Origin of the sequence: Citrobacter sp. Ce104 (assembly GCF_030334595.1) — a bacterium.
Taxonomy (GTDB): Bacteria; Pseudomonadota; Gammaproteobacteria; order Enterobacterales; family Enterobacteriaceae; genus Citrobacter; species Citrobacter europaeus.
In genome coordinates this window covers 399,598-422,029 of the sequence record NZ_JAOWDP010000064.1, presented here as the reverse complement: position 1 = coordinate 422,029, position 22,432 = coordinate 399,598, and the positions used below count along the sequence as shown (strand labels likewise).

Below are 22,432 nucleotides of genomic sequence, written 5' to 3'. Positions count from 1 at the left end.
CAAGATTAATGCAGGATTTTCGCGAGGAAGTCTTTGGCGCGGTCTGATTTCGGATTAGCGAAGAACTCTTCTTTCGGCGAGTCTTCAACAATTTTCCCTTCATCCATGAAGATCACCCGGTTCGCCACTTTACGCGCAAAGCCCATTTCGTGGGTGACTACCATCATGGTCATCCCTTCATTGGCCAGTTCAACCATGACGTCCAGCACTTCGTTGATCATTTCAGGATCAAGCGCTGATGTCGGTTCGTCAAACAGCATGGCGATAGGATCCATACACAGCGCCCTGGCAATGGCGACACGCTGTTGTTGGCCTCCGGAGAGCTGAGCCGGAAACTTATCGGCGTGCGCTGACAGACCAACGCGTTCCAGTAACTTTTGCGCTTTGTCGCGGGCCGGCTTTTTATCGCGTTTAAGCACTTTTACCTGCGCCAGAGTCAGGTTCTCAATGATCGACAGGTGGGGGAACAGTTCAAAGTGCTGGAACACCATACCAACGCGTGAGCGCAGTTTAGCCAAATCGGTTTTTTTATCATTCACCACGGTGCCATCAACGGTGATAACGCCCTGTTGTACCGGCTCCAGCCCGTTCACCGTTTTGATAAGCGTTGATTTACCTGAGCCTGACGGGCCGCAGACCACCACCACTTCCCCTTTTTTCACTTCCGTGGAGCAGTCGGTCAGCACCTGAAAGTGACCATACCATTTAGAAACATTTTTCAGGGTAATCATTAAACTGTCCTTTTCTTCAAATAGCTGACCAACAACGATGCGCTCAGACTGAATACAAAATAAACGGCGCCAGCAAACAGGATCATTTCAACCTGCGTGCCGTCACGCTCGCCAATGGTGGAGGCGGTACGGAAGAAGTCTGCCAGACTTAATACATAAACCAGCGAGGTGTCCTGGAAGAGTACGATGCCCTGGGTAAGCAGCAGCGGCACCATTGCGCGGAATGCCTGCGGCAGAATGATGAGCTTCATCGACTGCCAGTGGGTCATCCCCAGCGCCAGCGCAGCGCTGGATTGCCCACGAGAAATACTCTGGATACCGGCACGGATAATCTCGGAATAGTATGCGGCTTCAAACATCGAAAACGCGACCATTGCTGAGATCAGGCGAATATCGGTTTTTGGCGACAGACCCAGTACGTTTTGCAGGAAGCCTGGCACAATCAGGTAGAACCACAGCAGCACCATTACCAGCGGAATGGAACGGAACACGTTGACGTAGCCTTTCGCAAACCAGGCAATTGGTGCGAAGCTGGACAAACGCATCACTGCAAGGATGGTTCCCCAGACAATACCAATGACCACTGCCGTAACGGTGATTTTCAGCGTGATGATCAGCCCATCCAGCAAATACGGCAGGGAAGGGACGATAGAACTCCAGTCAAATTCGTACATTATTTGCCTCCCAAATTGCCAGGCAGGCGGATTTTACGTTCAACGAGATTCATCACCAGCATGATGACGGCGTTAATCAGGACGTAGGCCAGAGTGATGGCGGTAAACGATTCCCATGCGTGGGCGGAGTAATCCAGCAGCTTACCCGCCTGCGCCGCCATATCGACCAGGCCGATAGTGGAGGCGATCGCGGAGTTCTTCACCAGGTTCATCATCTCTGAGGTCATTGGCGGAACAATCACGCGGTAAGCGTTTGGCAGCAGCACATAACGGTAGGCCTGCGGCAACGTTAGCCCCATCGCCAGCGCAGCGTTTTTCTGCCCACGAGGCAGAGACTGAATAGCGGCACGAACCTGTTCACAGACGCGCGCGGCGGTAAACAGCCCCAGACAGAGCATCGATGAGAGGAAGAACTGGATGTTGGGATCCAACTCAGCTTTGAACCACATCCCAATGTTTTCCGGCAGCAGTTCGGGAATGACCAGATACCAGGTAAAAAACTGGACGATGAGCGGAACGTTACGAAACAGCTCAACGTACAGCGTGCCGATCCCAGAAAGGAAACGATTTGGAACGGTACGTAAGATGCCGAATAAAGAGCCTATGAGGAAAGCGATAATCCAGGCGGTGATGGATAACGCGACCGTGACCTGGAAACCACTCCAGAGCCAGCCGAGATAGGTGGTGTTGCCGAACGGGGCTTGTTGTAAAAAAATACCCCAGTTCCAGTCTATAGACATAAATCTACTCCAGAAAAAAAAGGGTAGCAGCGCTACCCTCGAAGATTGTTATTCGGCGTTTTGCGGTTTTCAGGCCTGATGGGGAACGACCATCAGGCTTATAGTCTGTCCGTGCCGAGTAGCAATCGAGAGGGCAAGGTGAACTCGCCCCATTTATTTTAGTTAGTTAAGCGCTTTATCATTCGGTTCTTTGAACAGGGCTTTCATCTCGTCTGACAGTTCGAAATTCATGTTCAAGTTCTTCGGTGGAATTGGATTTTTAAACCACTTATCAAACCATTTCTCAGCATCGCCTGAGGTCTGCGCCTTGGCGATAGTGTCGTCCATCAGCTTTTTGAACTCAGGGTCATCTTTGCGCAGCATACAGCCGTAGGCTTCCTGAGACTGCGGTTTGCCGACGATCTCCCAGTTGTCTGGTTTCTTCGCCTTCGCGCGCTCGCCAGCCAGCAGGGCGTCATCCATCATAAAGGCAACGGCGCGGCCGCTTTCCAGAGTACGGAAAGAGTCACCGTGGTCTTTCGCGCTGATGATGCGCATATCCATTTTTTGTTCTTCGTTCAGCTTGTGCAGCAGCACTTCTGAGGTGGTACCCGAGGTCACGACTACGGCTTTACCTTTCAGATCGGCGAAATCTTTGACGTCGCCGCCTTTTTTCGCCAGCAGACGAGTGCCGACAACGAAAATGGTGTCAGAGAAAGCCGCTTGTTTTTGGCGCTCGACGTTGTTGGTGGTGGAGCCACATTCAAAGTCAAAGGTGCCGTTTTGCAACAGCGGGATGCGGTTTTGTGAAGTAATCGGGATCAGTTTCACCTGCAGGTCAGGCTTGTTCAGCTTTTTCTTCACGGCTTCAACGATTGCGTTGGAGTAATCCTGTGAATAACCGACCACTTTTTGCTGATTATCGTAGTAAGAGAACGGTACCGATGATTCACGGTGGCCGACCACAATCACGCCGTTTTTGGCGATCTTGTCCAGCGTGCTGCCTGCCGCTGGTGCTGCGTCTTCTGCGTGCGCCAGACCGGCGGACATTCCCATAACCAGCATGGCAGTGGCGAGCTTACGTAATTGCATATCCAACTCCTTTATCGTCTGCGCCAGTGACGCATTGATACCCATTGTGATGTTGTTATTGTTTGCTACTAAAACGTGCAGTCTTGTATGTGTTTGTTAACATTTAGTTTGGATGAATGTAAAGAATTTGCTGTGTTATTGTTTATTTTTGCGAGGTGCGCCGCACCATTTGGGGGCAAAAATATCTTGTTGCACTTTTCAGGTGCTACCGGCGCTCAACTTTGGTGCGACCAGGTTGCACATTCAGCCAAAACAGCGTTTGCCTTGTAGAACAAAGCAATAGACGTGCCAGAATGGGAAGAGTGATGTGTTTAGGGCCGGATAAACGAGACGTTATCCGGCCAGGGGAGGTGGATTACTTACGACGTTGGCGCAGGCTCATTACCACAGCACCAAAGCCAAACAGCGCGGTAAGCAGCCAGAGCGGCCAGTTACCGGTACGGGCATAAGGGGTTAAGCCCGTCGTTGGCGTCACGCTGGCGGTCAGAACCTGGCGGGTAAACTGCGGGATCATCGCCTGAATCTCACCCTGTGGACCAATCACCGCTGTAATACCGTTATTGGTGCTACGCAGCAGGGGACGCGCCAGCTCGAGGGAACGCATTCGTGCCATCTGGAAGTGCTGCCACGGGCCAATGGATTTACCAAACCAGGCATCGTTGGAGATAGTCAGCAGGTAGTCCGTATCCGGGCGGAAGTTATCACGTACCTGTTCGCCAAGAATGATTTCGTAGCAGATGGCTGCCGTCAGCTTAAAGCCGTGCGCATGCAGTTGTGGCTGCACATAAGGGCCACGGCTGAACGAAGACATTGGCAGGTCAAAGAACGGCGCTAACGGGCGCAGGATCGATTCCAGTGGAACAAACTCGCCAAATGGTACCAAATGGTTTTTGTTATAGCGGTTGCTGGAGTCGTAGCTGTACGGACTGTCTTTACCCAACGTGATGATGGTGTTGTAGGTGTCGTAACGATTCTGCTTGTTCAGCCGCGCGTCTACAATACCGGTAATCAGCGTGCTGTTTTTCGATTTCAGCAGGTCATCCATCATGCTCAGAAAACGCTGCTGATTAATTTCCAGGTCCGGAATAGCGGATTCTGGCCAGATGATTAGCTGTGATTTGCCCATTTCGGGCTGGGTGGCGTCGAGATAAATCTTCAGAGTGTTGAGTAACTGACCTTCATCCCATTTGAGCGACTGCGGAATGTCACCCTGCACCATCGAAACCTGAGTGGTTTTTTCCGGCTCAAGCGTGAACCACTGGATATAGCGCAGCGGAAAGGGCAGGGCGAATAGCACGACGCCGACGACCAGCGGACGCCAGTTACGCGTCACCAGCGCCAGCGCCAGCAGACCGCTAACCATCATCAGCAGGAAGTTAATCGCCTCAACACCCATTACCGGCGCCAGTCCTTTTAACGGACCGTCGATCTGGCTGTAGCCGAACTGCAGCCATGGGAAGCCGGTCAGTACCCAGCCGCGCAGGAATTCAGTGATTTGCCAGACTACCGGCGCGGCAATCGCCACGCGTAGCCAGGTGGTTTTCGGCCACAGACGCGCCAAAACGCCGGCAAACAGGCCGGTGTAGAGGGAAAGGTATGCGGCAAGCAGAACCACGAGGAAGACGTTAACCGGGCCCGGCATACCGCCAAACTGCGCGATGCTGACGTAAACCCAATTGATGCCGGAGCCAAACAGCCCCAGCCCCCAGAAGTAGCCGATAGCGGCAGACTGGAGCGGGCGGCGGTTGAAGGTGAGAGCCTGCAGGCCCATCAGCGAAACGATCGCGGCGGGCCAGATGTCATACGGAGAGAAAGCCAGCGTCCCGCAGGCACCGAATAATAACGCCAGCAGCAGGCGAATGCGCTGGCGTTCAATTAATGGGGCAAATGCCATGTAGTCTTAGATCCAGTTTCGGGTTTATTCGTCCAGTTTGGGCTGGGGTGAGTCGTCCGGAATTCTGACATGAACCTGAATAATACGACGGCTGTCGGCCATTGCCACTTTGAACTGGTAACCATCAATGTCGATAGTCTCCCCGCGCGCGGGAAGATGCCCAAAGGCCTGCATGACCAGCCCGCCGATGGTGTCGACTTCTTCATCGCTGAAATGCGTGCCGAAAGCTTCGTTGAAGTCTTCAATCGGCGCCAGTGCGCGAATAGTCCAGGTGTGGCGGCTGAGCTGACGGAAATCAATATCGTCTTCTTCGTCGTACTCATCTTCAATTTCACCCACGATCAGTTCAAGGATGTCCTCAATGGTCACCAGACCTGAGACACCACCGAATTCGTCGATGACGATAGCCATATGATAACGCTGGGAGCGGAACTCTTTCAGCATGCGGTCAACCCGCTTGCTTTCAGGGACGACAACCGCCTGGCGTAACACTTTCTCCATGCTGAAGGCTTCGGCATCGCTGCGCATAAACGGCAGCAGATCTTTGGCCATCAGAATCCCTTCGATGTGATCTTTGTCTTCGCTGATCACCGGGAAACGCGAGTGGGCAGACTCGATGATGACATCGAGACATTCGTCCAGGGTTTGGTTGCGTTTCAGGGTAATCATCTGAGAGCGAGGGATCATGATGTCGCGCACGCGTTGGTCCGCAATGTCCATCACCCCTTCGAGCATATCGCGCGTATCTTCATCGATAAGGTCGTTTTGCCCGGAATCACGGATCAGCTCCAACAGTTCGTCGCGGTTTTTCGGTTCACCGTGGAAAAGTTGGCTCAGTAACAGGGAAAAAAATCCCTTTTTGCTGGTTAAGGTGTCACTACTGTGTGAATTGTCGTCGCTCATGGCGTCGTATGGGTTCTCATGTTAGTTAATCCAAAGCGCGTCATGCGTGTACTCAGCTGTTGACGGCATGTTTCTTCAACGTACTTCGAGTCAGGTGGACAGTATAAGGCGCAATACCTGATGACGGCTGCGCCTTTTCAGGCCTACCAGACTTCGAAATACTTATTCTTTCTCGGCAATGTACGGATCCTCATAGCCCAGAGCAAGCATAATCTCTGTTTCTAAGGATTCCATCTCTTCCGCTTCATCGTCTTCGATATGGTCGTAGCCGAGTAAATGCAGGCTACCGTGCACCACCATGTGCGCCCAGTGGGCCTCAAGCGGTTTGCCTTGCTCCTGCGCTTCTTTCTCGACGACCTGACGGCAGATGATCAAATCGCCCAGCAAAGGCATCTCAATGCCCGGTGGTGCTTCAAATGGGAATGAGAGCACGTTGGTTGATTTATCTTTCCCGCGATAGGTCAGGTTCAGCTCGTGACTTTCCGCGTCATCGACCAGACGAATGGTCACCTCTGACTCTTCCTGAAACTGCGGGATCACCGCATCCAGCCAGCCCTGAAACTGACTTTCTGTTGGTAAACCGGATTCGTCTTCACATGCCAGCTGTAAATCAAGAATAACCTGACTCATTTTTGTTCCTGCTCCTGAGCTTCACGCTTGCGTTCTGCTGCCTGCTCGGCTTTGCGTTTCTGTTCAGCTTCTTCCCAGGCTTCATACGCCGTGACGATACGGGCAACCACCGGATGGCGAACCACGTCTTCGCTATGGAAGAAATTGAAACTAATTTCGTCGACTTCAGCCAGCACTTCAATGGCATGACGCAGACCGGATTTGGTGCTACGCGGCAGGTCAATCTGGGTGATATCGCCAGTGATGACCGCTTTGGAGTTAAAGCCGATACGGGTCAGGAACATTTTCATCTGTTCGATGGTGGTGTTCTGGCTTTCATCAAGAATGATGAACGCATCATTTAACGTACGACCGCGCATATAGGCCAGCGGCGCAACCTCAATGACGTTACGCTCAATCAGTTTTTCGACTTTCTCAAAACCGAGCATTTCGAACAGCGCGTCATACAGCGGTCGTAAATACGGATCGACTTTCTGGCTGAGATCTCCCGGCAGGAAACCGAGTTTTTCACCCGCTTCAACTGCCGGACGGGTCAGCAGAATTCGACGGATCTCCTGACGCTCAAGCGCATCGACCGCAGCGGCAACCGCGAGATACGTTTTACCCGTACCCGCAGGGCCAACGCCAAAGGTGATGTCGTGGTCGAGGATATTCGCAATGTACTGTGCCTGGTTTGGTGTACGCGGCTTGATTACCCCGCGCTTGGTTTTGATATTCACCGCTTTGCCAAATTCCGGCACGCTGTCAGCGCTTTGCTCAAGCACACGCGCTTCTTTAATTGCCAGATGAATTTGTTCAGGCTCAATGTCCTGCGTCTGACCGCGCATTGGGGCGGTATCGACATACAGGCTGCGTAAAATATCTGCCGCTGCGGTGACGCAAATTGGGCGACCGGTCAGCTTAAAGTGGTTATCACGACGGTTAATTTCGATGCCGAGACGACGTTCCAGCTGTTTGATGTTGTCATCAAAGGGGCCGCAAAGGCTCAACAGGCGGGCGTTGTCTGCGGGTTCAAGGGTGATTTCGCGAGTGTCTATGTTCAAACTGTTCCTCTTATGCATGTCTCGCCGGACGCTGAACATTTACCGGCATCTAAGGAAATTATTCACGCCATGGGGGAAAGGCGCAAGCATTGCAATAAATATGGGGATGACAGGGCTGATTACAAGGCCCGCTGGAGCAGCGAGCCTGGGAGTGTTGGCCCGATAAGCATAGCGCCATCGGGCCTTGTTTACGTTTTTCAGCAGGATTAAGGCTGATAAATACCGACGCCCAGATCGTTTTCTTTGCGGGTACGCGCAATAACCGACTCAGGGGATTCTGCGATGCGCAGGCCCATTTCGTCCTCGGTGCGCACCACTTTACCGCGCAGGGAGTTAGTCCAGACATCGGTAATTTCTACATCAACAAACTTACCGACCATCTCCGGAGTGCCTTCAAAGTTCACCACACGGTTATTTTCGGTACGGCCTGACAGTTCCATGATGCTCTTACGCGATGTGCCTTCAACCAGAATGCGCTGGGTCGTGCCGACCATACGACGGCTCCAGGCCATGGCTTGCTGGTTAATGCGCTCCTGCAGAATGTACAGACGCTGTTTTTTCTCTTCTTCCGGCACGTCGTCAACCATATCGGCAGCAGGGGTGCCAGGACGCGCAGAGAAGATAAAGCTGTAGCTCATGTCAAAGTTGACGTCAGCGATAAGCTTCATGGTCTGCTCGAAATCCTGCGTGGTTTCACCCGGGAAACCAACAATGAAGTCAGAGCTAATCTGGATATCCGGACGCGCTGCGCGCAGTTTGCGGATGATCGCTTTATATTCCAACGCGGTATGGGTGCGCCCCATCAGATTCAACACGCGATCTGAACCGCTCTGTACCGGCAGGTGCAGGAAGCTCACCAGTTCCGGCGTATCACGATAAACTTCAACGATATCATCGGTGAATTCGATCGGATGGCTGGTGGTGAAGCGGATACGGTCAATGCCGTCGATCGCCGCGACCAGACGCAGCAGATCGGCAAACGATCCTGTCGTGCCGTCGTAGTTCTCACCACGCCAGGCGTTCACGTTTTGCCCCAGCAGGTTCACTTCACGCACGCCTTGCGCCGCAAGCTGGGCGATTTCAAACAGAATATCATCCGCCGGACGGCTGACTTCCTCACCGCGGGTGTATGGCACCACGCAGTAAGTACAATATTTATTACAACCTTCCATGATGGACACAAACGCGCTTGGGCCTTCAGCACGCGGCTCCGGCAGACGGTCGAACTTTTCGATCTCCGGGAAACTGATATCAACCACCGGGCTACGGGTGGTGCTTCCACGCACTTTGTTGATCATTTCCGGTAGACGGTGCAGGGTTTGCGGGCCAAAAATAATATCGACATAGTGGGCGCGCTGGCGAATGTGGTCGCCTTCCTGAGACGCAACACAACCACCGACACCGATGATGAGCTTGGGATTCTTCTCTTTTAACAGCTTCCAGCGACCCAACTGATGGAAGACTTTTTCCTGAGCCTTCTCACGGATAGAGCAGGTATTCAGCAGCAGCACATCCGCTTCTTCGGCCACGTCGGTCAGTTGATACCCATGAGTGGCATCCAGCAGATCGGCCATCTTCGATGAATCGTATTCGTTCATCTGACAGCCCCAGGTTTTAATATGGAGTTTTTTGGTCATCGACTTGCTCTTGCGAAATTGTGGCTGAAATGCAGGGCGCATAGTGTACTGCTTTGGCGCGGTTGTGACCAGTATGACGGATGTCAGCCTCAAGGGGTAAAAAATCCTGTAAACTTACGCAATACATGTAACAGGATAATTGACCATGACAAATCAACCAACGGAAATTGCCATTGTCGGCGGGGGGATGGTCGGCGGCGCGCTGGCGCTGGGACTGGCGCAGCATGGATTTGCGGTAACGGTCATTGAACATGTCGTTCCTGCGCCGTTTGTGGCAGACGAACAGCCTGATGTCAGAATTTCGGCCATTAGTTCCGCCTCCGTGTCGCTGCTGAAGGGGCTGGGCGTCTGGGATACGGTTCAAGGGATGCGCAGCCATCCTTATCGTCGTCTGGAAACGTGGGAATGGGAAAATGCCCATGTGATGTTTGATGCCGCCGAGCTTAAGCTACCCTTGCTGGGTTATATGGTGGAAAACACGGTTCTGCAACAGGCACTCTGGCAGGCGCTGGAAGCTCACCCTAAAGTCACGTTGCGCGTGCCTGCGTCGCTTCTCTCTTTGCATCAACATAACGATCGACATGAGCTTGAACTGGCAGGCGGTGAAAAGATCAGCGCCAGGCTGGTCATCGGTGCGGATGGCGCAAATTCTCAGGTGCGGAAAATGGCAGGGATTGGTATCCATGCCTGGCAATACGCGCAGTCCTGTATGTTGATTACCGTGCAATGCGAGAATTCACCGGGAGACAGCACCTGGCAGCAATTTACCCCAGACGGTCCGCGCGCGTTTTTACCGCTGTTCGATAACTGGGCCTCGCTGGTGTGGTATGACTCACCGGCGCGAATCCGCCAGTTGCAGGGGTTGAGCATGTCGCAACTGCAGGCGGAGATCGCCAAACATTTCCCTACACGACTCGGTAACGTTACGCCTGTGGCGGCGGGGGCATTCCCGCTTACGCGCCGTCACGCGCTGCAATATGTGCAGCCAGGCCTTGCGCTGGTAGGTGATGCCGCGCATACCATTCACCCGCTGGCGGGGCAGGGCGTTAATCTGGGGTTCCGTGATGTGGATGCGCTGATTGATGTGCTGGTGAATGCGCGCAGCTATGGCGAGTCCTGGGCTAGTCAGCCGGTGCTGAAGCGTTATCAGAACCGTCGTATGACTGACAATTTCATCATGCAAAGCGGCATGGATCTGTTTTACGCCGGATTTAGCAACAACCTGCAGCCGCTGCGTATCATGCGTAATCTCGGGTTAATGGCCGCAGAGCGCGCAGGTGTGCTGAAGCGTCAGGCGCTGAAGTATGCGTTAGGATTGTAGCTCGAGTGGTGCCTGATGGCGCTACGCTTATCAGGCCTACGAGTCATGTAGGTCGGGTAAGGCTTGCCGTCACCCGGTGTTAGAAAAGCAAAAAGCTCGCCGAAGCGAGCTTTTTTAATATGGCTGGGGTACGAGGATTCGAACCTCGGAATGCTGGTATCAGAAACCAGAGCCTTACCGCTTGGCGATACCCCAACGGGCGCACCCACTGAGTGGATGACTTTTTGAAATTGGCTGGGGTACGAGGATTCGAACCTCGGAATGCTGGTATCAGAAACCAGAGCCTTACCGCTTGGCGATACCCCAACAATTTTTTGGATTTACCGAACGAGTCGATACGTCCTTAATATGGTGGCTACGACGGGATTCGAACCTGTGACCCCATCATTATGAGTGATGTGCTCTAACCAGCTGAGCTACGTAGCCAAATACTAACATATTCTTCGATGGCTGGGGTACCTGGATTCGAACCAGGGAATGCCGGTATCAAAAACCGGTGCCTTACCGCTTGGCGATACCCCAATGACCGTTGCGGTGAACCGCTATATCGAAGAAAAAGTGGCTGGGGTACCTGGATTCGAACCAGGGAATGCCGGTATCAAAAACCGGTGCCTTACCGCTTGGCGATACCCCATCCGTGCAACGCTTACGGGTGAATGGTGCGGGAGGCGAGACTTGAACTCGCACACCTTGCGGCGCCAGAACCTAAATCTGGTGCGTCTACCAATTTCGCCACTCCCGCAAAAAAGATGGTGGCTACGACGGGATTCGAACCTGTGACCCCATCATTATGAGTGATGTGCTCTAACCAGCTGAGCTACGTAGCCATCTTTTTTTCGCGTAACCTTATCGGCGTTGCGGGGCGCATTATGCGTATTGAGCCTTGAAGCGTCAACCCCTTTTTCATTGAAAATAGCTGGAATGTGACTGTTTGGTTAGGTTGCGAACAGCATGGCGCAATATTCGGCAATTATTAGTTATTAATTGTTTTTTTGCACAGAAAACAGACATAAAAAAAGAGCCCTGCAGGGCTCTTTTCTAAGGATTGACTTATTTATACGCGGACTGATGCACGCCAACCGCACGACCAGATGGATCGTTCATGGTTTTAAACGCCTCATCCCATTCGATCGCTTTGGCAGAAGAACAGGCAACCGACGGCCCGCCCGGTACGCATTCCGCAGCGCTCGCAACCGGGAACAGCTCTTCGAAAATCTCACGGTACAAGTACGCTTCTTTCGACGATGGTGTGTTGTAAGGGAAGCGGAAGCTGGCGGTTTCCAGTTGTTGGTCAGAAACTTGCTCAGCAGCCACCTCTTTCAAGGTATCAATCCAGCTGTAACCGACACCATCAGAGAACTGCTCTTTCTGACGCCATGCGACGCTAGCCGGCAGGTAGGACTCAAAACATTCGCGCAGAACGTGTTTTTCCATTTTGCCGTTGCCGCACATTTTATCCTGTGGGTTGATGCGCATCGCCACATCAAGGAATTTCTTATCCAGGAAAGGCACGCGAGCTTCAACCCCCCAGGCCGACATCGCTTTGTTGGCACGGGCGCAGTCGAACATATGCAGCGCCTGCAGCTTGCGCACGGTTTCTTCGTGCAGTTCTTTTGCATCTGGCGCTTTGTGGAAATAGAGATAGCCGCCAAATACTTCGTCAGAGCCTTCACCAGACAGCACCATTTTAATGCCCATCGCTTTAATTTTACGCGACATTAAGTACATTGGCGTCGAGGCGCGAATCGTCGTGACATCGTAAGTTTCGATGTGATAAATCACGTCGCGGATAGCATCCAGGCCTTCCTGCACGGTGAAGTGGATCTCATGGTGCACGGTACCCAGATGGTTCGCTACTTCCTGTGCGGCTTTCAGATCCGGTGCGCCTTCCAGGCCGACTGCGAAGGAGTGCAACTGCGGCCACCAGGCTTCGCTACGTTCCTGATCTTCAACACGGCGCGCCGCGTATTTTTTAGTGATCGCGGAAATGACGGAGGAATCCAGACCGCCGGACAGCAGTACTCCATAAGGAACATCTGACATCAGGTGGCTTTTCACCGCATCTTCCAGCGCCTGACGCAGCTCGTTTTTATCGGTAACGTTATCTTTTACCGCATCATATTCAAACCAGTCGCGCTGGTAATACTGACGAATTTCGCCGTCTTTACTCCATAAATAGCTACCGGCCGGGAATTCTTTGATTGTGCGGCACACGGGAACCAGGGCTTTCATTTCAGACGCGACGTAGAAGTTACCGTGCTCGTCGTAACCCATATACAGTGGGATGATCCCGATATGATCGCGACCGATCAGATATGCGTCTTGCTCGCTGTCATACAGGGCAAAAGCAAACATGCCTTGCAGGTCATCCAGAAACTCTGGGCCTTTTTCCTGATACAGCGCGAGGATAACTTCGCAGTCGGAACCCGTCTGGAACTGATAGCGATCGCCGTACTCAGCGCGTAGCGCCTGGTGGTTATAAATTTCGCCGTTAACCGCCAGGATATGCGTTTTCTTCACGTTGTACAGCGGCTGAGCACCGGCGTTGACGTCGACGATGGACAGACGTTCGTGTGCCAGAATGGCGTTATCACTGGCGTAAATTCCCGACCAGTCCGGGCCGCGATGGCGCATCAGACGAGACAATTCCAGGGCTTTTTTACGCAGTTCAACTGCGTCAGTTTTAATATCGAATACGCCAAAAATAGAACACATAACCTTCTCCGTTAACCTGTTGCGTGATGCTTTTTATGTTTGCTTGATAAAGAAAATGCCGCAAAGCTGGAGAGGGCGCAAGCGAATTACGGGCCAGAAAATAAAAAACGCAATGGTCATTGTGGATTGGTGAAAAAAGATTACAAAATAGACGTGTTTATTGATGAATCGGTAATTTTATGGCGGTTTTGTTAAATGGAAGGGTTTCCGTATGCCGGATAAGGTGTTGATACCGCCAACCGACAATAACGCCGCAAATTTGCCGAACAAGACGAACTCATGTCTTATCCGGCCTGCGAATCAAATCACATCAATTTCAGCGACGGACGGGTAAATCCAGCTTGGTCTGAACGGCATGCTGTCAATGTCGTCGAGCGTCGAAACGCCAGACAATACCAGGATGGTTTCGAGACCGGCCTGGAAGCCCGCCAGAATGTCGGTACGCAGGTTGTCGCCAACGATAACGGTCTCTTCCGAGTGCGCCTGCATTTTATTGAGCGCCGCGCGAATAATCCACGGGCTGGGTTTGCCGACATAAAACGGCTTGCGGCCAGATATTTTTTCGATACCGGCGCACAGCGCACCGCAGGCGGGATAAAAGCCGCGACCGTGAGTATCCGGGTTTGTGGCAATGAAACGCGCGCCGTTGGCCACAAAATATGCCGCTTTATGCATCATGTCCCAGTTATAGGAACGCGTCTCGCCAACAATCACAAAATCGGGGTTCACGTCGGTAATGGTAAATCCGGCTTTATACAGTTCGTGAATTAACGCGCCTTCACCTACCACATAGGCTTTTTTCCCTTCCTGGCGGCGTAGAAAGTCAGCGGTAGCCATGGCGGAAGTATAAAAGACGCTATCAGGGACATTTACACCCGCGGTGGCGAAGCGGTTCGCCAGATCTTGCCCGGTCTGTGAAGGGTAATTGGTCAGCAGAACTAACGGCAGGCCTTTTTCCAGGATCCCAGTCAGAAATTCTGCCGCACCTGGTACGGCAACATTGTCGTGCATCAGCACGCCGTCGATATCACAAATTACATTCTTAATGGCCATGGACAATCCGACATTAAAAAAAGAAGGCATTACTATACACAAAATACACTACATCATTCGAGTTGCATCAAGGCGGCAAGTCTGCGAACCCCTGGAGCTTACTGAAGTAAGTGACCGGGGTGAGCAGATGTAGCTAACGCAGAGGCAGCTCGAAGGATGACGTGTATTAGTTTTCCAGCAAACGTTGCAGCAGTGTACCGTTGAGCATCGCACGCTTCACCAACGCAAAGGCGCCAATGGCAGAGCGGTGATCCAGCGTGGAACGAACCACCGGTAAATTGTGGCGAAACGCTTTCAACGCCTGCGTGTTGATACAGCTTTCTATTGCAGGCAGCAGCACTTTATCAGCCTCGGTAATTTCGCCCGCAATGACGATTTTTTGTGGGTTAAACAGGTTGATGGCGATGGCGATGGTTTTACCCAGGTGGCGACCAACGTGCTCAATGACTTCTGCTGCCAGATTATCGCCTTTATTTGCCGCCTTACAGATAGCTTTAATGCTGCAATCATCCAGCGTGAGCCGGCTTGGATAACCCTGTTTCAATAAGTTCTGCACGCGGTGTTCGATGGAGGCATTGGCGGCAATGGTTTCCAGACAGCCGAAGTTACCGCAGTGACAGCGCTCACCCAGCGGCTCTACCTGAATATGACCAATCTCACCCACGTTACCATTGCGACCGATAAAAATTCGGCCATTAGAAATAATTCCCGCCCCGGTTCCGCGGTGCACACGCACCAAAATGGAGTCTTCGCAATCCTGACTTGCCCCGAAATAGTGCTCAGCCAGCGCCAGACTGCGGATATCGTGACCGACAAAGCAGGTAACCTTGAAGCGTTTTTCGAGCGCTTCGACCAGCCCCCAGTTTTCGACCTGAATGTGCGGCATATAGCGGATGACGCCGCTTTCAGGATCAACCAGGCCAGGCAGAATGACGGAAATCGCAATCAGCTCACGGATTTTCCGCTGGCAGCTCTCAATAAACGTTGCAATGGTGTTGAGCAGGGCATGCTCCAGCGTTTCCTGGGTGCGCTCCGGGAGAGGGTAATGCTCTTCGGCGACCACTTTACTGCTCATATCATAGAGCGTGAGCGTCGTGTCGTGACGGCCCAGGCGTACGCCGATGGCGTGGAAGTTGCGGGTTTCGGTGACGATAGAGATAGCGCGGCGGCCTCCGGTGGAGGCCTGCTGATCGACTTCTTTGATCAGCCCGCGTTCGATCAACTGACGCGTAATTTTAGTTACGCTGGCGGGGGCAAGCTGGCTTTGCTCGGCAATTTGAATTCGCGAGATTGGCCCATGCTGGTCAATCAGGCGATAAACCGCCGCGCTGTTAAGCTGTTTTACGAGATCAACATTACCTATTTGAGCTTGTCCGCCTGGTGTCATTCTTTCTCTTACTCAGTAACGACCTCGTTGCCATTAACGATGGTCTTGATGATTTTAAAGTCGTGCGTGAACGCAGTCAGGTTGGCTACTTTGCCTGGCGCGATGCTGCCGAGTTGTTTGTCGACGCCAATGGCGCGAGCAGGGTAGAGCGTTGCCATGCGTAAGACTTCGTCGAGAGCGATATTCGCATGTTCGACCAGATTGCGTACGCCTTCAATCATGGTTAATGATGAACCGCTCAACGTACCGTTCTCATCAACGCACAATCCATTCCGGTAGTATATTGTTTTACCAGCGAAAATGAACTGTTCAATGTTTGCACCTGCCGGCGCGGTCGCATCGGTGACCAGGCACAGCTTGTCGCCTTTCAGGCGTTTGGCATTACGAATGTTAACGTAGTCAACGTGCAGGCCATCGGCGATGATACCGCAATAGATATCGGCTTCATCAAGAATCGCACCCGCCAGACCGGGCTCACGGCCGGTAATATACGGCATCGCGTTGAACAGATGTGTCGCAAAGGTGATGCCTGCGCGGAAGCCGATTTTTGCTTCTTTTACCGTCGCATTTGAGTGACCTGCAGAAACAACAATACCTGCATTTACCAGTTTGGTGATGACCTCGACCGGGACCATTTCTGGCGCCAGCGTCACTTTGGTGATCACATCGGCATTATCGCACAGGAAATCGACCAGCGCAGCGTCCGGCTGACGGACAAATCCCGGATTATGAGTACCTTTTTTCACCAGATTCAGCCACGGACCTTCAAGATGAAGCCCTAATGCCTGATTCGGGTGTTTCGCCAGGTATTCACGCATAACGCGAACGCCTTGTTTCATCAGGTCATCGCTGGTGGTAATAAGCGTTGGCAGGTAGCTGGTGCAGCCGGATTTTTCATTGGCTTTCTGCATGATTTCCAGCGTCTCAACGGTCACGGCTTCTGCCGTATCGTTAAACTGTACGCCGCCACAGCCGTTTAGCTGTACATCAATAAAACCGGGGGAAACAATGGCCCCATTCAGTGAGCGCTGTTCAATTCCTGACGGTAACTCAGCCAGTGGGCAAACGCTGTCAATCAGGCCATTGGCGACAACAATCGCATGGTCATCAAGAATTTCGTGACCGGTAAAGATCCGGCCCTGGGTTAAAGCATACATTCCGACCCCCGATTTCAAAAAATGCCGCCCTGCAACTTATCGACAGGGCGGAGACATCAATTACAGACCTTTAATATTTTCCGCTTCTAACTCGTTAAAGTATTTCAGCGTTTTCACTTTCAGTTCCATGGTGGAAGGCTCATCGCACACCACAACGGCTTTCGGATGCAGCTGCAGACAGCTGATGGTCCACATGTGGTTTACGTTGCCTTCAACGGCAGCTTGCAGCGCCTGCGCCTTCTGGTGACCCAGTACCAGGATCATCACTTCTTCGGCATCCAGCAGGGTGCCCACGCCAACGGTCAGGGCGTATTTAGGCACCTGGCTTACGTCGCCGTCAAAGAAGCGTGAGTTAGCAACACGCGTGTCGTGAGTCAGCGTTTTGATGCGGGTACGGGAAGCCAAAGAGGAGGCCGGTTCGTTGAACGCGATGTGACCATCGTTGCCTACACCGCCCATAAACAGGTGGATTTTACCGTAAGAACGGATTTTTTCTTCATACTGGCGGCATTCTGCATCAATATCGGGCGCGTTACCATTGAGGAGGTTGATGTTTTCTGCTGGAATATCAACGTGATCAAAGAAGTTGCGATGCATGAAGCTATGGTAGCTTTCCGGATGTTCTTTCGGCAGGCCAACATATTCATCCATATTGAAAGTTACAACATGTTTGAAGCTCACCTGGCCCGCTTTGTGCATTTCAACCAATGCTTTATAAGCTGTCAGCGGAGTACCGCCAGTCGGCAGGCCCAGAACGAACGGACGATCTGCCGTTGGTTTGAACGCGTTAATACGGTTAACGATATGGCGAGCAGCCCATTTGCCGACTTGTTCAGCGGTATTCAGGGGGATCAGTCTCATTCTTCACCTCAAAAGTAAATGTAAGCAGTTGGCGGATTGAGTCTCTGTGCAGTATTAAGCGTAACCTGGTTTTGCATCGGTAAGGATCAATCCGTTTCGATTTTTTGAATGATAAAATAAGTTTTCGTAGTTAGCCAGTGGAAGGGAGGCTTAATAACGATATTTGGTGACTGAAATCACAAAAAACACGCGTTTAATTTGCGATACGAATTAAATTTTCACACACTCTGAATGTAGATGAATGGTTAATATCGTTGCTCCAGAATCTTGCTGTCAGGAATGGTCGCACAATAAAAATATGGCTTCAAAGAAGCCTAATCGGGGTCTCGTAGGGGGAATAAAATGAATATTTTAGGTTTTTTCCAGCGGCTGGGTAGGGCGTTACAGCTCCCCATCGCTGTGCTGCCAGTCGCGGCACTGCTGCTGCGATTCGGCCAACCAGATTTACTTAACGTACCCTTCATCGCGCAAGCGGGTGGGGCTATCTTTGATAACCTCGCGTTAATTTTCGCTATCGGTGTGGCTTCCAGCTGGTCAAAAGACAGCGCGGGCGCGGCAGCGTTGGCGGGTGCAGTCGGTTATTTCATATTGACCAAAGCAATGGTTACCATTAACCCGGCCATCAATATGGGTGTGCTGGCGGGTATCATCACCGGTCTGGTCGGCGGTGCGGTGTATAACCGTTGGTCTGGTATCAAACTGCCTGACTTCCTGAGCTTCTTTGGCGGCAAACGCTTTGTGCCGATCGCCACTGGCTTCTTCTGTCTGGTGCTGGCTGCTATCTTCGGCTACGTGTGGCCACCGGTGCAGAACGCCATCCATGCGGGTGGTGAGTGGATCGTGGGCGCAGGCGCACTGGGTTCCGGTATCTTTGGTTTCATCAACCGTCTGTTGATCCCAACCGGTCTGCATCAGGTTCTGAATACCATCGCCTGGTTCCAGATTGGCGAATTTACTAACGCCGCTGGTACCGTATTCCACGGTGACATCAACCGCTTCTACGCGGGTGACGGCACTGCGGGTATGTTCATGTCTGGTTTCTTCCCGATCATGATGTTTGGTCTGCCGGGTGCGGCGCTGGCGATGTACTTCGCGGCTCCGAAAGCACGTCGTCCGATGGTTGGCGGTATGCTGCTGTCCGTTGCGATCACTGCATTCCTGACCGGTGTTACCGAGCCGCTGGAATTCCTGTTCATGTTCCTGGCTCCACTGCTGTACCTCCTGCACGCACTGTTAACAGGTATCAGCCTGTTCGTTGCAACACTGCTGGGTATCCACGCAGGCTTCTCCTTCTCCGCAGGTGCTATCGACTACGTGTTGATGTACAACCTGCCGGCAGCAAGCCAGAACGTCTGGATGCTGGTGGTGATGGGTCTGGTGTTCTTCGTTATCTACTTTGTGTTGTTCAGCGCGGTTATCCGTATGTTTAACCTGAAAACGCCGGGCCGCGAAGATAAAGAAGACGACATCGTTACTGAAGAAGCCAACAGCAACACTGAAGAAGGTTTGGCTCAACTGGCAACCAGCTACATTGCAGCGGTTGGCGGTACCGATAACCTGAAAGCGATTGATGCCTGTATCACTCGTCTGCGTCTGACCGTTGCCGACTCCGGTCGCGTAAACGATGCGATGTGTAAACGTTTAGGTGCTTCTGGAGTGGTTAAGCTGAACAAGCAAACTATCCAGGTCATTGTGGGTGCGAAAGCTGAATCCATCGGCGACGAAATGAAAAAAGTTGTCGCGCGTGGTCCGGTGGCGGCAGCGTCTGGCGAAACTGCGCCAGCAGCAGCGACTCCGGTTGCAAAACCGCAGGCTGTAGCAAACGCAGCAACCGTTGAAGCGCTGGTTTCTCCGATTACCGGTGACGTCGTTGCGCTGGAGCAGGTTCCTGATGAAGCCTTCGCCAGCAAAGCGGTAGGCGACGGCGTGGCGGTAAAACCAACGGATAAAATCGTGGTTGCTCCGGCTGCGGGCACCATCGTGAAAATCTTCAACACTAACCATGCGTTCTGTCTGGAAACCGTGAAAGGCGCGGAAATCGTGGTCCATATGGGTATCGATACCGTCGCGCTGGAAGGTAAAGGCTTTAAGCGTCTGGTTGAAGAAGGCGCGGAAGTGACTGCAGGCCAACCGATTCTGGAAATGGACCTGGAGTACCTGAACGCCAACGCACGTTCCATGATTAGCCCGGTTGTGTGCAGCAACAGCGATGATTTCGGCGCTCTGGTCATTAAAGCCGAAGGTCATGTGGTTGCTGGTCAAACACCACTGTATGAGATTAAAGGTAAATAACTGCTCCTGAGTAAAGTGAGTTAAGTGCCTTAAGCGGCGGGGGATCTTCCTCCGCCGCTTTTTTTTGCAGCAAATACCCTCATATATCCTGTTGAAACACCTTTTTTGTGCAACTAATAGTTGTCTCCTGACGTCGCTTATAAGATCATGTTCCGTTATACGTTGTTTACGCTTTGAGGAATCCACGATGAGTGAGGCTGAAGCCCGCCCGAGTAACTTTATTCGTCAGATCATCGATGAAGATCTGGCCAGTGGTAAGCACACCACTATCCATACACGTTTTCCGCCGGAGCCAAATGGCTATCTGCACATTGGCCACGCGAAATCCATTTGTCTGAACTTTGGCATTGCGCAAGATTACCAGGGCCAGTGCAACCTGCGTTTTGATGATACGAACCCGGTTAAAGAAGATATCGAGTACGTTGAGTCGATTAAAAACGACGTTGAATGGTTAGGTTTCCACTGGACTGGCGATATTCGCTACTCTTCGGATTACTTCGATCAGCTTCACGCCTATGCGGTAGAGCTTATTAATAAAGGTCTGGCGTACGTTGACGAACTGTCAGCGGACGAAATCCGCGAATACCGTGGCACGCTGACTCAGCCTGGCAAAAACAGCCCGTACCGCGATCGTAGCGTCGAAGAGAACCTGGCGCTGTTCGAAAAAATGCGTACCGGGGGTTTTGAAGAAGGTAAAGCCTGCCTGCGCGCGAAAATCGATATGGCTTCGCCGTTTATCGTAATGCGCGATCCGGTGCTGTATCGTATTAAATTCGCCGAACACCACCAGACCGGCAACAAGTGGTGCATCTACCCGATGTACGACTTTACCCACTGCATCAGCGATGCGCTGGAAGGCATTACGCATTCACTGTGTACGCTGGAGTTCCAGGATAACCGTCGTCTGTACGACTGGGTGCTGGACAACATCACTATTCCGGTTCATCCGCGCCAGTACGAATTCTCGCGCCTGAATCTGGAATACACCGTGATGTCCAAGCGCAAGCTGAATCTGCTGGTGACTGACAAGCACGTTGAAGGCTGGGACGATCCGCGTATGCCAACGATCTCTGGTCTGCGTCGTCGTGGTTACACCGCCGCCGCTATCCGTGAGTTTTGCAAACGTATTGGCGTGACCAAGCAGGACAACACCATTGAGATCGCTTCTCTGGAATCCTGTATTCGCGAAGATCTGAATGAAAACGCCCCGCGCGCGATGGCGGTTATCGATCCGGTGAAACTGGTTATCGAAAACTACCCGCAGGGCGAGAGCGAACTGGTCACCATGCCTAACCATCCGAATAAACCGGAAATGGGCAGCCGTGAAGTGCCGTTCAGCGGTGAAATTTGGATCGATCGCGCAGACTTCCGTGAAGAAGCCAACAAGCAGTACAAGCGTCTGGTGATGGGCAAAGAAGTACGTCTGCGTAACGCTTACGTGATCAAGGCCGAGCGTGTAGAGAAAGATGCGGAAGGGAATATCACCACCATTTTCTGCACTTACGATGCGGACACTCTGAGCAAAGATCCAGCCGATGGTCGTAAAGTAAAAGGCGTTATTCATTGGGTAAGCGCGTCCCATGCGCTGCCGATTGAAATCCGTCTGTACGACCGCCTGTTTAGCGTACCAAATCCAGGTGCGGCGGAAGATTTCCTGTCCGTCATCAACCCGGAGTCGCTGGTCATTAAACACGGCTACGGCGAGCCATCACTGCAGGCCGCGGTTGCAGGCAAGGCGTTCCAGTTTGAACGTGAAGGCTACTTCTGCCTCGACAGCCGCTATGCAACGGCTGACAAGCTGGTGTTTAACCGCACCGTTGGTCTGCGTGATACGTGGGCTAAAGTGGGCGAATAAGCTGCCTCATATCCTGTCTAAACGCCGCTTCATGCGGCGTTTTTTTTCGCAAAAAAACCGTGCGCCAGGCTCCGTTTGCGGAGCGAATTAATTACATGCCTGTAATAATGGATTGGCTGAATGTTTTTGCGTTTAAATAACTTACCTCAATATGAAATGGGCTGAAACCGATTTCATCTCCATGGAAAACAAGCCTTTTTTTCATTTTCTCAACGCTTTTTTATCTCCCAATGAAAATGTAACAGAAAGCAATGAAATATGTGCGGTTGCTCATACTATTACATACTCGTTACAGAAAGAGATTGATAATTCGCGTCGCGAAAAATAGTCTATTCATTGTAGTCACTGAGGTTTTCTTAGCGCTACTTTTTTAATTTTTGTTTTTTCGCTGACCGCTTTTATCGGCAGCATTTAATACCCAATGGATTTCGAGTTGCATCAAGGCGGCGACGCAGCGAATTCCCGGGA

The 22,432-nt window shown here is 52.1% G+C and carries 17 protein-coding genes and 7 tRNA genes; 3 read left to right on the top strand and 21 right to left on the bottom strand.

The window, feature by feature from the left end; genetic code table 11:
* Nucleotides 1–5: 5 nt before the first annotated feature.
* From gltL to miaB, 9 genes are all read right to left on the bottom strand, one after another.
* On the bottom strand, nucleotides 6–731 hold the full coding sequence (gene gltL, locus OGW16_RS12695) for a glutamate/aspartate ABC transporter ATP-binding protein GltL (protein WP_043015577.1): 726 nt from the start codon (nucleotides 729–731) through the stop codon (nucleotides 6–8).
* The gene (gltK, locus tag OGW16_RS12690) at nucleotides 731–1,405 is read right to left on the bottom strand and encodes a glutamate/aspartate ABC transporter permease GltK (RefSeq protein ID WP_003022757.1); all 675 of its coding nucleotides are present in this window, start codon (nucleotides 1,403–1,405) and stop codon (nucleotides 731–733) included. The genes gltL and gltK overlap by 1 nt, the downstream gene beginning before the upstream one ends.
* Nucleotides 1,405–2,145 carry a glutamate/aspartate ABC transporter permease GltJ gene (gene gltJ / locus OGW16_RS12685; protein WP_003831316.1) on the bottom strand — a complete coding sequence of 247 codons (741 nt, stop codon included), beginning with the start codon at nucleotides 2,143–2,145 and terminating at the stop codon, nucleotides 1,405–1,407. Before gltJ ends, gltK begins: the two co-directional genes overlap by 1 nt.
* Nucleotides 2,146–2,307: 162 nt before the next feature.
* Entirely contained in the window at nucleotides 2,308–3,216 is a 909-nt protein-coding gene (gltI, locus tag OGW16_RS12680) for a glutamate/aspartate ABC transporter substrate-binding protein GltI (RefSeq protein ID WP_043015578.1), read from the bottom strand.
* 355 nt (nucleotides 3,217–3,571) lie between these two features.
* Entirely contained in the window at nucleotides 3,572–5,110 is a 1,539-nt protein-coding gene (lnt, locus tag OGW16_RS12675) for an apolipoprotein N-acyltransferase (protein ID WP_181230641.1), read from the bottom strand.
* A 24-nt stretch (nucleotides 5,111–5,134) separates the two neighbouring features.
* Nucleotides 5,135–6,013: a CNNM family magnesium/cobalt transport protein CorC gene (gene corC / locus OGW16_RS12670; RefSeq protein WP_038638785.1), complete on the bottom strand. Its 879-nt coding sequence runs from the start codon at nucleotides 6,011–6,013 to the stop codon at nucleotides 5,135–5,137.
* Between the two features lie 162 nt (nucleotides 6,014–6,175).
* Nucleotides 6,176–6,643, bottom strand: coding sequence for an rRNA maturation RNase YbeY (gene ybeY, locus OGW16_RS12665; RefSeq protein WP_003835559.1), 468 nt, complete (start codon nucleotides 6,641–6,643; stop codon nucleotides 6,176–6,178).
* Nucleotides 6,640–7,686, bottom strand: coding sequence for a PhoH family protein (locus OGW16_RS12660; RefSeq protein ID WP_003022776.1), 1,047 nt, complete (start codon nucleotides 7,684–7,686; stop codon nucleotides 6,640–6,642). The genes ybeY and OGW16_RS12660 overlap by 4 nt, the downstream gene beginning before the upstream one ends.
* Nucleotides 7,687–7,892: 206 nt before the next feature.
* Nucleotides 7,893–9,323: a tRNA (N6-isopentenyl adenosine(37)-C2)-methylthiotransferase MiaB gene (gene miaB / locus OGW16_RS12655; RefSeq protein ID WP_043017864.1), complete on the bottom strand. Its 1,431-nt coding sequence runs from the start codon at nucleotides 9,321–9,323 to the stop codon at nucleotides 7,893–7,895.
* A gap of 145 nt (nucleotides 9,324–9,468) precedes the next feature.
* Here miaB and ubiF point away from each other — a divergent pair, with 145 nt between their 5' ends.
* Nucleotides 9,469–10,644 carry a 3-demethoxyubiquinol 3-hydroxylase gene (gene ubiF, locus OGW16_RS12650; RefSeq protein ID WP_043015580.1) on the top strand — a complete coding sequence of 392 codons (1,176 nt, stop codon included), beginning with the start codon at nucleotides 9,469–9,471 and terminating at the stop codon, nucleotides 10,642–10,644.
* Nucleotides 10,645–10,764: 120 nt separating this feature from the next.
* Here the strand turns inward: ubiF and OGW16_RS12645 are convergent.
* The 12 genes from OGW16_RS12645 to nagB all read right to left on the bottom strand — a co-directional run bounded on the left by OGW16_RS12645 (nucleotide 10,765) and on the right by nagB (nucleotide 17,817).
* Nucleotides 10,765–10,839, bottom strand: a tRNA-Gln gene (locus OGW16_RS12645).
* A 36-nt stretch (nucleotides 10,840–10,875) separates the two neighbouring features.
* Nucleotides 10,876–10,950, bottom strand: a tRNA-Gln gene (locus tag OGW16_RS12640).
* A gap of 43 nt (nucleotides 10,951–10,993) precedes the next feature.
* Nucleotides 10,994–11,070: transfer RNA gene (locus tag OGW16_RS12635), tRNA-Met, on the bottom strand.
* A 21-nt stretch (nucleotides 11,071–11,091) separates the two neighbouring features.
* Nucleotides 11,092–11,166: transfer RNA gene (locus OGW16_RS12630), tRNA-Gln, on the bottom strand.
* Nucleotides 11,167–11,203: 37 nt separating this feature from the next.
* Nucleotides 11,204–11,278 (bottom strand) — tRNA-Gln (locus tag OGW16_RS12625).
* A gap of 23 nt (nucleotides 11,279–11,301) precedes the next feature.
* Nucleotides 11,302–11,386, bottom strand: a tRNA-Leu gene (locus tag OGW16_RS12620).
* 8 nt (nucleotides 11,387–11,394) lie between these two features.
* Nucleotides 11,395–11,471, bottom strand: a tRNA-Met gene (locus OGW16_RS12615).
* Between the two features lie 223 nt (nucleotides 11,472–11,694).
* Nucleotides 11,695–13,359 carry an asparagine synthase B gene (asnB, locus tag OGW16_RS12610; protein ID WP_003835552.1) on the bottom strand — a complete coding sequence of 555 codons (1,665 nt, stop codon included), beginning with the start codon at nucleotides 13,357–13,359 and terminating at the stop codon, nucleotides 11,695–11,697.
* 300 nt (nucleotides 13,360–13,659) lie between these two features.
* Complete coding sequence (nagD, locus tag OGW16_RS12605) at nucleotides 13,660–14,412, bottom strand: ribonucleotide monophosphatase NagD (protein WP_005121413.1); 753 nt, start codon at nucleotides 14,410–14,412, stop codon at nucleotides 13,660–13,662.
* 166 nt (nucleotides 14,413–14,578) lie between these two features.
* On the bottom strand, nucleotides 14,579–15,799 hold the full coding sequence (gene nagC / locus OGW16_RS12600) for a DNA-binding transcriptional regulator NagC (RefSeq protein ID WP_075144993.1): 1,221 nt from the start codon (nucleotides 15,797–15,799) through the stop codon (nucleotides 14,579–14,581).
* Between the two features lie 8 nt (nucleotides 15,800–15,807).
* Nucleotides 15,808–16,956 (bottom strand): N-acetylglucosamine-6-phosphate deacetylase, encoded by a 1,149-nt coding sequence (nagA, locus tag OGW16_RS12595; RefSeq protein WP_043015582.1) that lies wholly within the window; start codon nucleotides 16,954–16,956, stop codon nucleotides 15,808–15,810.
* 60 nt (nucleotides 16,957–17,016) lie between these two features.
* A complete protein-coding gene (gene nagB / locus OGW16_RS12590) occupies nucleotides 17,017–17,817 on the bottom strand; it encodes a glucosamine-6-phosphate deaminase (RefSeq protein WP_003022803.1) in 801 nt (266 codons plus the stop codon).
* Between the two features lie 342 nt (nucleotides 17,818–18,159).
* On the opposite strand from nagB, the gene nagE reads away from it, so the two are divergent.
* Nucleotides 18,160–20,109, top strand: a complete 1,950-nt coding sequence (gene nagE, locus OGW16_RS12585) for a PTS N-acetyl glucosamine transporter subunit IIABC (protein ID WP_047412672.1) — start codon at nucleotides 18,160–18,162, stop codon at nucleotides 20,107–20,109.
* Between the two features lie 187 nt (nucleotides 20,110–20,296).
* Entirely contained in the window at nucleotides 20,297–21,964 is a 1,668-nt protein-coding gene (gene glnS / locus OGW16_RS12580; RefSeq protein WP_043015584.1) for a glutamine--tRNA ligase, read from the top strand.
* The last annotated feature ends 468 nt before the right edge of the window (nucleotides 21,965–22,432 follow it).